The sequence below is a fragment of the Streptomyces sp. NBC_00083 genome (assembly GCF_026343295.1).
In the GTDB taxonomy this organism is placed as follows: Bacteria; Actinomycetota; Actinomycetes; order Streptomycetales; family Streptomycetaceae; genus Streptomyces.
This window is the reverse complement of the sequence record NZ_JAPELY010000001.1, coordinates 221579-234972: the sequence shown is the minus strand read 5'-3', so window position 1 is coordinate 234972 and position 13394 is coordinate 221579. Positions and strand designations below refer to the sequence as shown.

The following is a 13394-nucleotide window of genomic DNA, read 5'->3' as shown; positions in this document are numbered from 1 at the left end:
CCCCGTTCCGGCAGGCCGCACTGGGCTGCGATCGAACTCCTAAAGCGGGTGTCGCAGGTTCGGATCCTGCCGGGGGCACACGGTCCGACCAGCGCGCTCATCCTCTCCGGGGTGGGCGCGCCGGTCTTTGTGGCCACGGCGTGGGCCGCGACCGGGTTCTGGTGTCCCGGTAGTCGACGAGACCGGGGAGATCATCGAGAATCCGGCCGAGCCGGACCGGATGCCAGGGCTGCTCTTCGTGCCTGTCCCCGAGGGCAAGACATCGAAGGACCGGCTCCACCCCGACTTCCGCCCCGACGACCAGGAGGCCGAGGTCGCCCGGCTGCTCTCCCCCGGTGCCCGGCCCGCCGGCATCGCGCAGGGCGAGCAGCCTTGGGTGATCCTCCTCGGCCCGGAGGGCAACGAATTCTGTGTCCTGGGTGAGCGGAGGAGCTGAGCGCGCAGGGTGCACCCGAGCGTGCTGTTCGTCGGCTGTCGGACCCACCCGGGGCGCGATCGCAGCCTGGTTCACCCGCGTCACCGCCCGTGCATCGCCGCCCGTGCATCGCCCGCCCGTGCGTCACCGCCCGGTCGAGCCGTCGATCTGCTCGCGCAGGATGTCTGCGTGACCGGCGTGCCGGGCGGTCTCCTCGATCATGTGGACCAGCACCCAGCGCATGGACGGCGGCGGGGTCTCGCGCAGCGAGCGGGCGCCGGGGCGGTCCAGGTCGGTGCAGGCGAGGGCGACCTCGTTGGCGCGGGCGACCGCTTCGCGATAGGCGTGGGCCAAGTCCGAGGCGGTGTCGTCGGCGGTCACCGCGGCCTCGTCCTCCCACGGCTCGCCGTCGACGCCGGCGTAGGCCCAGACGAACCAGTTGAGTTCGACCGCCGTCAGGTGCTTGAGCAGGTGCAGCAGGCTGGTCCCGGAAGGGACACCGGCCGTGCGGACCGCCGGCTCCGGAACCCCGGCAGCCTTCACCAGGACGGACTCGCGCAGGTAGTCCAGGAAGGCCAGCAGGGTGGTCCGCTCGTCGGCGTTCAGGCCGGGCGGCCGAAGGTCCGGGCGGGGCTCCGTAGTCGTCATGACGGAACCCTAGACGACCAGTTGTGATCGATTCAGTGACGGATTCAGCGACCTGCCGAAGCGGCTTGAGACGCCCTGCACCCGCCCTGGACCACAGGCAGAACCTGGAAGTGAAGGAACCAGGTACGAGCCGTGGGCCTTGGACCAGGCCCGGGTCAGAGAGACCGGCCGAGCCAGACTCCGCGCCATGTCCAGCCCGACCGGAGCACCATGTCCCTCAGCGGCTCGCGCAGTTGGGCGCTGTCGAAGCGGAAGGATTCCTGGAGTTCCGGGCGGCCGGCCGAGCCGCCGATGGTCCACTGGCGGCTGACCGTCCGGCTCGCACCCCGCGTGTACTGCCGCGACATCCCCAGCGACGTGGGAGAGCCGGTCCGGTTCAGCTCCCACTGTTCCTCCAGGGCTCGCACTTCGTGCTTCGCGGTGTCGAGCCGCATGCGGATGCGTACGGCGTGACTGATCCGCGATTCCTCGAAGGTCCGGCGCCAAGCGGGTTCCGTCAGGCGCCACTCCGCCAGCACGTCGCACCCCGCGCCGCCGCCGTAACGGACCACGTACGCGACCTCGGGACGGCTGAGGCCGAGCAGGGCGGCCCGGAGCTCGTCAGCGGGGACCGGCTGTACCTCCGCGGGCGGGCGCCGGGTGCCGGTGAGTTTGTCGAACAGTCCCATGGCCCCAACGTACGGAGGGCCCCGTGGTCGGCACAACCTCCGGCCGGCCACACCGGCGTGATCGCCGTCAGCCGGTCACGGATCGACGAGGTCGCCCTCCGGGCACCCCGATCCGCGGGGGATGCTGTACGGGGCCGCGACCCGGTACGTGCCCGGTTTCGGGGCGACCAGTTCCGTCCACTCGTCGCCCGACGCCGTCGCCGGGGACTTGCGGAGGCAGCCGTTCAGGTTGGTGTACGTCTTCGTGCCGTGGCCGCGGAGTTTGGACTCCGGGGTCTCCTGCGGCGCCTCGACGCCCTTGCCGTGTTCGTCGACCAGTTTCAGCCAGGGCGAGTACGGGATGCGGATCAGGACCGTGCCGGCCGAGCGGACGTCCACGGTGAGTTCGCCCTCGCCGGCGTGCTTGACGGTGGCCGGCGGGTCCGCCAGCGGGGTCGGGTCGTCGACCGCGAACAGCCGCCAGTGCTCGTTCGACCAGACCTGCTTCAGATACGGCAGGCCCTGCTCGATGAGCTTGCCCTCCTGGACGGCGCCGTTGCGGTCCGCCGGGCCGAGCGGCAGCACCACGTACCGCACCGCCCAGCGGTCCAGCCAGGCGTGGTAGTTGTCCGCGTTCAGGGTGTCGTCGTAGAAGAGCGGGTTGCGCTCCATGTCCGCCTGCCGGTTCCAGCCGCGGGCCAGGTTCACGTACGGGGTGAACGCCGACGCCTCGCGGTGGCTGGAGGCCGGGACCACCTCGACGCGGCCGGTCGAGGCGTCGCGCCCCTGCAACTGGTCGACCAGCGGCGCCAGATCGCGGGCCCAGGTCGCGGCGGGGGCGGTGTGCACGATGTCGTCGACCGACTTGAAGCCGATCCACCCGTTGAGGCCGACGAACGCCAGCACCACCGCGTACCACTTCAAGGTCTTCGGCACGGTGTACGGGAGCGCCGCGAGCAGCACCACCCCCGCGAAGAGCATCGAGAGCCGGGTGATGTTCGAGCCGATCTGCGACTGGATCGCGAAGCACAGCAGCACCGCGACGCCGTACACCACCGCGGCCGTGCGGACCGTGCGCCAGTCCTTCGGCACGAGGAAGAGGATGAGGACCGCGAAGAGGAACGGGCCCGACGTGGTCGCCAGCGACATCGGCTGCGTGCCCGAGAACGGGAACAGCCACGCCGACAGGGCGACCACCACGACCGGCGGCAGGCCGATCGCGTACGCGCCGGGGCGGCGCTTGTTCAGGAAGAGGGCGGCCGCGACGAGCCCGAGGAACAGGCCCGCGACCGGGCTGCTGGCGGTGGCGAGCGCCGCACAGGGCGCGGCCACGGCCGCCTTCGGCCAGCGGTTCTCGCGCTTGTTGTGCGGCCAGCAGAACACCGCGGCCACCGCGCCCAGCGCGAACATCGTGCCGAGCCCGAAGGTGACCCGGCCCGACATGGCGTTGCACAGGAAGGCGAAGAGCGCCGCGAAGGAGCAGGCCAGCGGGTTGCGGACCGCTTTGACGCGCACCAGGATCAGCGTGGTCAGCCCCGCGGAGACCGTCCCGGCGATCATCATCGTCGTACGGACGCCGAGCAGCGCCATCAGGTACGGCGAGACGACGCTGTAGGAGACCGGGTGCATCCCGCCGTACCAGGCCAGGTTGTACGCGGACTCCGGGTTGCGGCCGACGAACTCCGTCCAGGCGTCCTGCGCCGCGAGGTCGCCGCCGCTGTTGGCGAAGAGGAAGAACCACAGGACGTGGGTGACGGCCCCGGCGATCGTCATGAACGCGACGGGGTGGCGCATCGGCCACGAGTCCGGGGCCGGGCGCAGGCGGCCCAGAAGGCCCTTTATTCGCGCCGTGGGGCCGGAGCCCGAGCCCGAAGGGCTCGACGCCGGGCCGGAGCCCGAGCCCGAAGGGCTCGACGCCGGGCCGGAGCCCGAAGGGGCCGGCCCCTTGGGGCCCGGCTCCGCGTCCGCGCTCGTCCCCGTGGTCGTCCCCGTGGTCGTGCTCGTACTCGTGCTGCTGTCGGCGCGGGTCGGCGTCGGCTCAGCGGTGGTCACTGCGGCTCTCCCGCCTCACGCTGTCTCACCTGGAATGTGCGCCACCGTGTGCAGATGCACACGGTGGGCGCGGGGCCGCCCGGTCCGGCCGTACTGCTGTGCACGGGAAGGACTCGATTCTCCCCCGAATACAAGGACGCCGTCCCCGCGCGCCCAGTTGCCCGAAGCTAGCACGGGGGCGCCCCCCTGGTCGGGGGCGCCCTCGACGGCTTCGGGGTGGTCAGCCCAGTCGGGTGAGCTTGGCGCCCAGGCCCGGCTCGGTGAGCGCGCTCTTCAGCTCGACCGGCGCGGTGAGCCTGCCGTTGCCGGAGCCGATGGACAGCTCGCCCACCACGTCACCCGCCTTGGCCGAGTGCGGGACCGGCTTGCCGCCCGCGCCCAGCTGGACATCGACCTTCAGGCCCGGCCAGCCGACCGCCTTGAGGTCCTTGGCCGCGACCAGCGGCGTACGGCCGCCGAGCCCGTCGTCCGCGTACCCGACGAGGTCGCCCTTCTTGACGACGGTCGCGGAGGTGACGGCCTTCTGCACCGCCTGGATCAGCTTGTAGCTGTTGTTGATCGCGGAGGTCAGCTTGGCGTCGAGCGTGGTGCCGGTGCGCTGGCCCATGACGATGCCGTAGATCCGCTGGTTCTTGCCGTCGACGACCGTGTCGGCCGCCCACAGCAGGTTGCCGCCGGCCGGCGTGGACGAGCCGGTCTTGATGCCGCTCACGCCCGGCTTGAGCAGGATCTTGTTGTTGTTGTAGATCATCGTGGGGATGCCCGGGATCTTGATCTGGGGCGTGTTGACGATCCCGCGGAACAGATCGTTCTGCATGACGGCCTGAGCCAGCTTGAGCTGGTCGGTCGGGGTGGAGACCGTGGTCTCCTTCAGACCGCTCGGGTCGGTGTACGTGGTGCTGGTCATGCCGAGTTCCTTGGCGGTGGCGTTCATCTTCGCGATGAACGCCTCCTCGTTCCCGGCGTCCCAACGGGCCAGCAGGCGCGCGGCGTTGTTCCCGGACGGGATCATCAGCAGTTCGAGCATCTGCTTCTCGGTGAACTGCTGGTCCTTGCGGATCGGCGCCGTCGACTCGTCGGGCTTCTTCGCGTCGTCCTCGGCCTGCTGGTCGACCGTGATCTTGTCGCCCTCCTGCTTCCCGGAGATCGGGTGGCCCTTGAGGATCACGTACGCCGTCATCGTCTTGGCGACGCTCGCCAGCGGCGCGGGCTTCTGCTCCCCGTGCGTGCCGAGGCTGCCCACGCCGTCCACCGTGATCGCCGACTGGCCGTCGGACGGCCACGGCAGGTTCAGCGCGCCGCCGTCGAAGGTGTACGAGGCCGCGGAGGTGAGGTCGAGCTTGGGCTCGGGAAGCGGGCGCATGATCTGTACGACCGCAAAGACGACCAGCAGGAGCAGGGCCAGCGGGGTCCAGATCTTGAACCGCCGCACCGTGGAGCGGACCGCGGTCTGCGCCGGGGGCGGGGTGTTGGTCAGCTCGGCGAGCAGGTCGAGCGGGGGCTTGGGCGGCAGCGGCTGCTGTCTGGTCCGCTCGGCGCGCTCGGGGACGGCCGGGCCCGCGCCGGGGGCGGTGGTGCCGGCACCGACGGGCGGAGGCGGCGGCGGGGTCACCTTCGGCGCCTCGGGACGCTTGGCGGGCGCGGCGGGCTCGGGCTTCCTCGCGGGAGCGCCGGCCCCCGCGTCGTCGGAGCGCAGCGGCACGAACTGGCTGGCGCGCTCGGGGGCGCGCTCGGGGGTCCGTTCCGAGGTGCGCTCGGCGGCCGGCTCCCGCTGGGGCGCGGGCAGCTTCAGCATGGCCGTCGGCTGGTCGACGGCGGGCGCGGCGGGCGCCTTGAAGACGGCGGTGGGCTGGTCGATCCCGGCCCGCTCCGACACCGAGCCGGCGCCCGGACCGGCCTTCGCGTCCGAGACGGGCTTCGCGCCCGCCTTCGCGTCCGGGGCGGGCTTCGCGCCGGCCTCCGTGTCCGGGCCGGACTTCGCGCCCGCCTTCGTGTCCGGGCCCGTCTGCGAGCCCGCGTCCGAATCCGTGGTGTCTTCGGCCTTGGCGACCTGGGCGGCCTGGGCGATCTCGGCGGCCTTCGCGGGAGCCGTCTCGTCGGCGTCAGCCGCCGTGTCGGCGGAGGCGCTCTTGTTGGGGACGGCCGGGCTCGCTTTGCCCTCGGCCTGGGTCGCCTCGGCGGCGGCCGAGCTCGTCGCGTTCGCTGCGGGGCTCGCCCCGGCGTCAGCGCCGCTCGCCTTGCCCGCACCCGGGGTCGCCGCATCGGCACCCGGGGTCGCCTTGCCAGAGGCCGAACCAGCCCCGTCGGCACCCGAACTCGCCCCGTCGGCACCCGGGCCCGCTGCGGCACGCTTCTCGGCGCTCGCCGGCGCCGCCCCGCCGCCCGGGGTGCCCGGCTCGGCGGCGGAGCTGGACGCGGCGCGTGCGATGACATCGCTGTCGGAGCCGCCGTCGGCGTCGCCCTCCGCGCCGGACCCACCGGCACCGGAGCCCGCGGGGTCGCGCTCGTCGGCGTCCGCACCGGCGCCCGGCGCCTCGCCCTCATGGTCGACCCACGCGGCGACCGCCGCCCGGAGCCGGTTGTCGCCGTCCTCCTGGCGCGGGGCCCGGAAGACCGCGGTCGCGCGGTCGCCGGAGCCGCCGGGAGTTCCGGCACGCGTACCGGAGTCGGAACCCGCAGCCACCCCGGAACCGTTCACCGCCTCCCCGCCGTCCTTCTCCTCGCCGGAAGGGGACCCGGAAGGGGCCGGGGAGTGGGAGAGCGCGAGACGCGGATCGCGTTCGCTCGTAGTCGTCTCCCCCGACGACTGCTTCTGCTCCGACTTGTCGGGGGACTCGCCCGCCACCGATGCCTCCTCCAGACGCCGGGTGGCGTCATCCGAAACTGTCCGAACCATGTACCAGTGTCCTGTGTGCCGGGTAGGACCCCCCGGCTAGACGAGAACGACATACCTGTTGGTTCCCGTACGAACCACCCAGGCGCTCTCGACAGATGAATGTGAGAGGGGTCACCCTGTCATTCATCCACGCGGGGAGGCATGGATGGGCAGGAGCCGCAGAACTATTCCGGAAGAGCTGTTGCTGCTCGCTCTGGACCCGGCCACGGGTACCACAGCGCAGCCGCAGTCGCTCGACCTCGGCCTCGCCGGAGCCCAGCTAGTGGAGCTGGCTCTGGCAGGACGGATAGCCCCAGACGGGGATCGTATCGCCGTGGTGATGGCACGGCCGACAGGAGATCCGACACTGGACTCCGCACTGGAACTGCTGCGCAGGCGCGGCAGTCCGGTTCGGGCGGTCCACTGGATCGGCGGGCCCCGTCTCGGGCTCCGTCAGATCTACCTCGCGCACCTGGAGCGGTGCGGCATGGTCCATGCCGTGTCGGGCCAGATGTGCGGGGTGCTGCCGACGACTCGCTACCAAGCGACGGACACGGCGATCAGCCGGGACATCAGGGCCCGGCTGGACAGCGCGATCCGCACCGGCGTACCGCCGGACCCGCGGACCGCGGCGCTTGCCGCGCTGGCCCACGCAGTCGGGCTCGGCAAGCACTTGTATCCCGGCAACGAGGGGCGGTCATCGCGCTCCCGTCTCAGGGATCTGATCAGGCACGACCCGATGGGCGGCCTCGTCGCGCACGCGGTGATGGACGTCCAGAACGGTGTGGCCGCTCAGCCGCGCCGCAGCACCACCACGCCGGACAACGGAAGCCGCCACGCCGCGGCGGCCGGCGTCCCGATGCAGCCGCATCACGGGGCGATGGCCAGGGCCGTGGTTCACCACTAGCGGGACCCGCTTCGGCGGGACCCGCGCCCAGCAGGACCCGCACCACCCAGTCGCACCGCACCACCGCCGCACCGTCGTCCCCATGACCCGGTTCGGGAGCCGCACCAGAACGCGCGGGGCTGTCCCAACAGCCCCGCGCGTTCGCGTCGTAGCTGTGTGTGGCCGTTTTCCAGCGCGCGCCCGGATGTTGGTGGCAGTCTGCTGAGCAGAACAGCTGAGCAGAAGAACAGAAAAGCCGTGAGCCGGAGGTGCGTTACCCGTGGCGTCCAACGTCAATCCCACCGTCAGGCGGCGCCGACTGGGCCAGGAGCTGCGCAGACTCCGCGAGCTGAAGGGCATGACGGCCGAAGAGGTCGCCGAGCGCCTGCTGGTGTCCCAGTCGAAGATCAGCCGCCTGGAGAACGGCCGCCGCTCCATCAGCCAGCGCGACGTGCGCGATCTGTGCGGGGTGTACGAGGTCGAGGACCACCGCATCGTCGATTCGCTGATGCAGATGGCCAAGGACTCCCGCCAGCAGGGCTGGTGGCACGCGTTCGGCGACATCCCGTACAGCGTCTACATCGGCCTGGAGACGGACGCGGCGAGCCTGCGCGTCTACGATCCGCAGGTCGTGCCCGGCCTGCTGCAGACCCGGCAGTACGCGGAGGCACTGATCGCCGGCGCGCTCCCGGAGACGGCGCCGACCGACGTCGAGAAGCGCGTGAACGTCCGGCTGCGCCGACAGGAGCGCGTGAAGGCGGCGGAGAACCCGCTGCGCCTGTGGGTGGTCATCGACGAGGCGGCGCTGCGCCGCAGGGTCGGTGGCAAGCAGCTGATGATCGACCAGCTGGAATCCCTCATCGAGCAGTCCCAGCTGCCCCATGTGACCGTGCAGGTGCTGCCGTTCAGCATGGGCGCGCATCCCGGAATCAACGGCCAGTACGCGATCCTGGAATTCCCCGACGCGTCGGACTCCAGCGTCGTCTACATCGAAGGCATCACCAGCGATCTGTATCTGGAGAAGGCCAATGATGTCCAGAAATACAGCGTGATGTACGAGCATCTGCGGGCGCAGGCCCTGAATGTGGACCAGACCCGGGAATTCATCACCGCGATCGCCAAGGAGTACGCCGATGAAACGGCCGGCTGAGGGCTGAAGCGCGGCACGGTACACCCCACGCGTACCGCGGTGGAAGGCCCAACCGGAATATGCCATCCGGTCGAGTGAATGGCCGCCCCGCACCCGGGAGGCTGCGAGTAGCGTCGATCACGCCAACGAAGACCGCTGGCCGAGAACGACCAACTCGCAAGAACCGGAGCGAACATGGCAATTCTTCAGGGCGCCACGGACACCTGGACCAAGTCCTCGTACTCCACCGGAAACGGCGCATGCGTTGAGGTCAAGTCCCCCGTGATGGAAGCCATCGCTGTGCGGGACTCCAAGGTCTCCGAGGGCCCCTCGATCTGCTTCGCCCCCGGCGCGTGGAACGCGTTCGTGGCCGAGGTGACCCGGGATTCCCTCAGCTGACCACGCCACCCGTCATCGTGATACCCGCAGTACCGACAAGAGCCCTCTCGACTGGCCCGCCGTCCCGGCCGAGGGGGCTCGGCCATGCCCGCGCCCCCTCGCACGGGCCGGCCGCGCCCGCCCCCTCCGGCCGGCTACCGCAGCTCGTCCACGTAGCGGTCGGTGCCCGGCACGGTGGGGATGAACGGCGCCGCCAACTCCAGCCTCCCCAGGCCGGTTCCGGCGATCTCCGTGTCGAGCCCGGCGAAGTGGTCGGCCCACACCTCCCTCGGGTCCCGCTCCAGGAACCAGAGCAGCGTGAGCCGGGTGCCGACGCCCTCGACCTGCTTCACGTACGACATGCGGTCGCCCGGCAGCGGCGTCGGCGCGAAGACCGTCACCATCGCGGCCGGACCCCCGGCGAGCCGCCGGGGCAGCCGGCGTGAACGCAGCCATTCCAGCAACTCCCCGCACGCTGCCGGGCTTTCGGCGTCCACGACCTCCAGGACCAGGCCCGCGTACGGGTGGTCGAGCGCGTGGTAGTCGCGGGGGCCCGCCGCTCCGTCGCGGTAGACGGTCGCCTCGTGGTCCTGGAACGAGGTGAAGACGTGGGTGCGGTCCTGGTAGACGCGCCCGTCGCGGTTGAGGCGCCTGTTGATGCCGACGGTCCACTTCATGTGCTCGTCGTAGCGCCCGTCGGTGATCCAGTACGTGGAGAGGTAGCACCCGGCGCCGACCGGCTGGGCGATCGCGGACTTCTCCGGGTAGCGCAGCTCCTGGAGCCCCCGCGTCGCCACCCAGCGGCGCCCGGAGAACATCCAGGGCATGGCCATCGCGCCGGCGTAGTAGTGGTCGTCCTCGTACCAGCGGTTGTAGGCGTACTCATGGCCCGGGTGCGGCTCCACCATGGTGATCAGCGCGTGCCCCGGCCGCACCCCGTAGGGCCCCACCGACGCCAGCTCCGCGTACGCCTCGGGCCGTGTGTCCTCGCTCATGCCACATCCCTTCCCTCCGCCACCGGACGCGCCTTACTCTGACGCTCCGTCAGAAAATGTGCCAGAGCCGGGAGGCGACCGGATGTTGCTGAGTGGGAAGACCGTCATCGTCTCCGGGGTCGGGGCCGGGCTCGGCCACCAGGTCGCGGCGGCCGTCGTGCGCGACGGCGGCAACGCGGTGCTCGGCGCGCGCACCGCGGCCAACCTCGCGAAGTCCGCGGCCGAGATCGACCCGGAGGGCGCCCGCACCGCCCATCTGCCGACCGACATCACCGACGAGACCCAGTGCGAGGCGCTGGCCGCGCTGGCGGTGGAACGGTTCGGCGGCATCGACGCGGTGGTGCACGTGGCGGCCTGGGACAGCTACTTCGGCGGCCTCCAGGACGCGGACTTCGCCACCTGGCAGCAGGTGATCGACGTGAACCTGCTCGGCACCCTGCGCATGACCCGGGCCTGCCTGCCCGCGCTCAAGGCGCGCGGCGGCTCGGTCGTCGTCATCGGTACGCAGTCGTCGGTGGCGGCGCCCTCCCAGGTGTGGCAGGCGGCGTACGCGGCCTCCAAGGGGGCCCTGACGTCGGCGATGTACTCGATGGCGAGGGAGCTGGGGCCCGACCGGATCCGGGTCAACACGGTGCTGCCGGGGTGGATGTGGGGGCCGCCGGTGCAGGCGTACGTCCAGTTCACCGCGCACACGGAGGGCGTGCCCGAGGAGGAGGTGCTCGGGCGGCTCACCGAGCGGATGGCGCTGCCGGAGCTGGCCACGGACGGCGACGTGGCCGACGCCGCGGTCTTCCTGGCCTCCGACCGGGCCCGCGCCATCACCGGCCAGTCGCTCCTGGTGAACGCGGGCGAACTGATGAGGTGACGCCCAACCACCTTCCTTTATATGGCAGTTGAACCTGCCCTGACACCGACCCATCCGACCGCACGGGACCCGCATCCCGTGCGGTCGTTCGTTTCTGTACGCGCGCTCGCTCCCCGAGGGGCGCGAGCCTGACGAAGTGCCCGCTCATCGTGTGGCCCCCGTCACGCGCACGACAACACCCTTCAAGGCAAAGGCGAAGTAAATTCGTTCTACTTTCTGATCGCTGTTCATATCCATGACCATCAGATGTCTTGACCACCTCCTCCATCAAAGGGTTCAATCCCCGAAGTCCCCGCTCCCGCACGGGTACCGCGGAACCGGACGTGCTGACGAAGGGCATCCGAGTTCACAGGCGTCGCACAGCGACGTTCACAAGGCGGACCCCTGGGAGGGGGCACATGAACAGTCTCGACTGGGCCGTGCTCATCGGCTACTTCGGCGTGATGGTCGCGATCGGCATCTGGTCCCACAAGCGGGTCGACAACGTCTCCGACTTCTTCACCGCCGGCGGCCGCATGCCGTGGTGGCTCTCCGGCATCTCCCACCACATGTCCGGCTACAGCGCGGTCATGTTCACCGGCTACGCCGGCATCGCCTACCAGTACGGCGTCACGTCCTTCGTGACGTGGTCCTTCCCCATCGCGGTCGGCATCGGCATCGGAGCCAGACTCTTCGCGCCGCGGCTCAATCGGCTGCGCTCCCGGCTCCACGTCGCCTCGCCGCTCGAATACCTCAAGAACCGCTACAACGTCTCCACGCAGCAGGCCCTCGCCTGGTCGGGGCTGCTCCTGAAGATCGTCGACGTGGGCGCCAAGTGGGCGGCGATCGCCACCCTGCTGTCCGTCTTCACGGGCATCACCATCACCCAGGGCATCTTCATCACGGGGTGCATCACCGCGGCCTACTGCACGGTCGGCGGGTTGTGGGCGGACGCGCTCACCGAACTCGGCCAGTTCATCATCCAGTTGTTCGCCGGGCTGGCCATGCTGATCGCCGTCATGGGCAAGCTGGACGGTCTCTCCACGCTGTGGACGGTCTGGGACGAACTGCCCAGCGGCCACGCCGACCCCACCGCGGGCCCGTACACCGTCACGTTCCTGATGGCGTTCCTCTTCATCAAGACCTTCGAGTACAACGGCGGCATGTGGAACCAGGCCCAGCGCTACATGGCCACCGACTCCGCGCGCTCGGCGACCCGTTCGGCCTGGCTGTCCGCGATCCTGTGGGCGGTCTGGCCCACCGTGCTCTTCTTCCCCATGTGGTGCGCGCCGCTGCTCGTCCACGCCAAGAAGCCGGACGGATCGGACAGTTACGCCCTGATGACCGAGACGCTGCTGCCGCACGGGATGCTCGGCCTGGTCGTCGTCGGCTTCTTCTCCCACACCATGGCCATGTGCTCCTCGGACGCCAACGCGATCTCGGCCGTCTTCACCCGGGACATCATGCCGGTCCTGTCGAGGTCGGCCCGCGCCTGGGACTCGCGCGCGGGGCTCGTCGCGGCGCGCCTGTCGACGCTGGTCTTCCTCGGCCTGTCGATGGCGATCGCCACGCAGGTCAGCTCGCCCGCCTTCAAGGACATCATCACCGTGGTGATCAAGTGGGTGGCGGGGCTCATGGGGCCGATCGCGATCCCGTTCATGCTGGGCATGCTCAAGCCGTTCCGCAGGTCGGGCCCGACGGCGGCGCTCACCAGCTGGGCGGCGGGGCTGCTCGCGTTCTTCTTCGTCAACTACGACCTGGACGGTTCGCAGAAGGCGGGCGTGGCCCTGCAGTGGCAGGTGTCGGTGCCGCTGGCGATCTCACTCGTCCTGTACGTCGTGATCGGGCTGCTCAAGCCGGAGGACACCCCCGAGCGGGACGCGCTGCTCGCACGCATCAACTCCGATGGGGACGGCCCGGGTTCGGCCGGCGCGGCGGCGGTGCCGGCGCAGCCCGAGGGAGGGGAGACGAGGGTGACGACGGGCGACTGAGGCGGTCGTCAGCCGACGATCTCCGGGTTCGGGTCGTCGTACCCGGGTGGCGCGGGGACGTCCTGGCCGTCGCCGCCACCGCCCCCTCCGCTGCCCTCTCCGCCCTCGGACGGGTACGCCTCGTCGCGGTGGGGGCCCCAGCGCTCGTAGCGGCCCTGCCGCTCGGAGCCGTCCTTCCCGTCGTCGTGGGACGGCGGGCAGTGCCGCCCCTTGTCGTCCGACCCGTCGGCCTCCTCGTCCGCCTCCTCGTCCATCACCATGTCGTCGACGGCCTGCTGGGCCTCCCCGGCGTCGTACGGCGGGAGTTCGTCCTCACGGGCCGAGGGGTCGGTGAAGGCGGGCTCGTTCTCGCTCTGTACGTAACTCTGGTGATCGGCGTCGTCGGCCGGGACGGCCGCGGAGGAGGTGCCGGCGCCGGAACCGAGCAGCGCGAGGGCGACCAGCGGTGCCGTGAACCAGCGGGCCGACGGGGTACGGCGACCGTGCGCGGTACGGGCCGTGGGAAGGGGGGTCATGACGACGACCCTGACGAAC

General features: G+C 70.9%; 11 protein-coding genes and 1 pseudogene. 6 read left to right on the top strand and 6 right to left on the bottom strand.

The genetic code is table 11. The features are described 5' to 3' along the window. Nucleotides 1–169 precede the first annotated feature (169 nt). Nucleotides 170–436 (top strand): annotated as a pseudogene (locus tag OOJ98_RS01080) (VOC family protein); the annotation flags it as partial. A 123-nt stretch (nucleotides 437–559) separates the two neighbouring features. Here OOJ98_RS01080 and OOJ98_RS01075 read toward each other — a convergent pair. From OOJ98_RS01075 to OOJ98_RS01060, 4 genes are all read right to left on the bottom strand, one after another. Then, nucleotides 560–1063, bottom strand: a complete 504-nt coding sequence (locus OOJ98_RS01075; protein WP_267052711.1) for a DinB family protein — start codon at nucleotides 1061–1063, stop codon at nucleotides 560–562. Nucleotides 1064–1218: 155 nt separating this feature from the next. Then, on the bottom strand, nucleotides 1219–1731 hold the full coding sequence (locus OOJ98_RS01070) for a hypothetical protein (RefSeq protein WP_267052710.1): 513 nt from the start codon (nucleotides 1729–1731) through the stop codon (nucleotides 1219–1221). Nucleotides 1732–1806: 75 nt separating this feature from the next. Next, nucleotides 1807–3762 carry an MFS transporter gene (locus OOJ98_RS01065; RefSeq protein ID WP_267052709.1) on the bottom strand — a complete coding sequence of 652 codons (1956 nt, stop codon included), beginning with the start codon at nucleotides 3760–3762 and terminating at the stop codon, nucleotides 1807–1809. Nucleotides 3763–3982: 220 nt separating this feature from the next. Beyond that, on the bottom strand, nucleotides 3983–6658 hold the full coding sequence (locus OOJ98_RS01060; RefSeq protein ID WP_267052708.1) for a serine hydrolase: 2676 nt from the start codon (nucleotides 6656–6658) through the stop codon (nucleotides 3983–3985). Nucleotides 6659–6803: 145 nt separating this feature from the next. On the opposite strand from OOJ98_RS01060, the gene OOJ98_RS01055 reads away from it, so the two are divergent. From OOJ98_RS01055 to OOJ98_RS01045, 3 genes are all read left to right on the top strand, one after another. Then, the gene (locus tag OOJ98_RS01055) at nucleotides 6804–7544 is read left to right on the top strand and encodes a GPP34 family phosphoprotein (protein WP_267052707.1); all 741 of its coding nucleotides are present in this window, start codon (nucleotides 6804–6806) and stop codon (nucleotides 7542–7544) included. Nucleotides 7545–7803: 259 nt separating this feature from the next. Then, complete coding sequence (locus OOJ98_RS01050; protein WP_267052706.1) at nucleotides 7804–8673, top strand: helix-turn-helix transcriptional regulator; 870 nt, start codon at nucleotides 7804–7806, stop codon at nucleotides 8671–8673. A 174-nt stretch (nucleotides 8674–8847) separates the two neighbouring features. Next, nucleotides 8848–9051, top strand: coding sequence for a DUF397 domain-containing protein (locus OOJ98_RS01045; protein ID WP_267052705.1), 204 nt, complete (start codon nucleotides 8848–8850; stop codon nucleotides 9049–9051). 134 nt (nucleotides 9052–9185) lie between these two features. Here OOJ98_RS01045 and OOJ98_RS01040 read toward each other — a convergent pair whose 3' ends face one another. Then, the gene (locus tag OOJ98_RS01040; RefSeq protein WP_267052704.1) at nucleotides 9186–10025 is read right to left on the bottom strand and encodes a hypothetical protein; all 840 of its coding nucleotides are present in this window, start codon (nucleotides 10023–10025) and stop codon (nucleotides 9186–9188) included. Between the two features lie 82 nt (nucleotides 10026–10107). On the opposite strand from OOJ98_RS01040, the gene OOJ98_RS01035 reads away from it, so the two are divergent. Next, complete coding sequence (locus tag OOJ98_RS01035) at nucleotides 10108–10890, top strand: SDR family oxidoreductase (RefSeq protein ID WP_267052703.1); 783 nt, start codon at nucleotides 10108–10110, stop codon at nucleotides 10888–10890. Between the two features lie 398 nt (nucleotides 10891–11288). Beyond that, nucleotides 11289–12860 carry a sodium:solute symporter family protein gene (locus OOJ98_RS01030; RefSeq protein ID WP_267052702.1) on the top strand — a complete coding sequence of 524 codons (1572 nt, stop codon included), beginning with the start codon at nucleotides 11289–11291 and terminating at the stop codon, nucleotides 12858–12860. An 8-nt stretch (nucleotides 12861–12868) separates the two neighbouring features. On the opposite strand, the gene OOJ98_RS01025 is transcribed toward OOJ98_RS01030, so the two are convergent. Then, nucleotides 12869–13375 carry a hypothetical protein gene (locus tag OOJ98_RS01025; protein ID WP_267052701.1) on the bottom strand — a complete coding sequence of 169 codons (507 nt, stop codon included), beginning with the start codon at nucleotides 13373–13375 and terminating at the stop codon, nucleotides 12869–12871. Nucleotides 13376–13394 lie beyond the last annotated feature (19 nt).

Bases quoted from the DNA above. Each gene is read 5' to 3' on its own strand.
- OOJ98_RS01045 (WP_267052705.1), top strand. From the start codon at position 8,848: ATGGCAATTCTTCAGGGCGCCACGGACACCTGGACCAAGTCCTCGTAC.
- OOJ98_RS01055 (WP_267052707.1), top strand. From the start codon at position 6,804: ATGGGCAGGAGCCGCAGAACTATTCCGGAAGAGCTGTTGCTGCTCGCT.
- OOJ98_RS01035 (WP_267052703.1), top strand. From the start codon at position 10,108: ATGTTGCTGAGTGGGAAGACCGTCATCGTCTCCGGGGTCGGGGCCGGG.
- OOJ98_RS01070 (WP_267052710.1), bottom strand. From the start codon at position 1,731: ATGGGACTGTTCGACAAACTCACCGGCACCCGGCGCCCGCCCGCGGAG.
- OOJ98_RS01075 (WP_267052711.1), bottom strand. From the start codon at position 1,063: ATGACGACTACGGAGCCCCGCCCGGACCTTCGGCCGCCCGGCCTGAAC.
- OOJ98_RS01025 (WP_267052701.1), bottom strand. From the start codon at position 13,375: ATGACCCCCCTTCCCACGGCCCGTACCGCGCACGGTCGCCGTACCCCG.
- OOJ98_RS01060 (WP_267052708.1), bottom strand. From the start codon at position 6,658: ATGGTTCGGACAGTTTCGGATGACGCCACCCGGCGTCTGGAGGAGGCA.
- OOJ98_RS01030 (WP_267052702.1), top strand. From the start codon at position 11,289: ATGAACAGTCTCGACTGGGCCGTGCTCATCGGCTACTTCGGCGTGATG.
- OOJ98_RS01040 (WP_267052704.1), bottom strand. From the start codon at position 10,025: ATGAGCGAGGACACACGGCCCGAGGCGTACGCGGAGCTGGCGTCGGTG.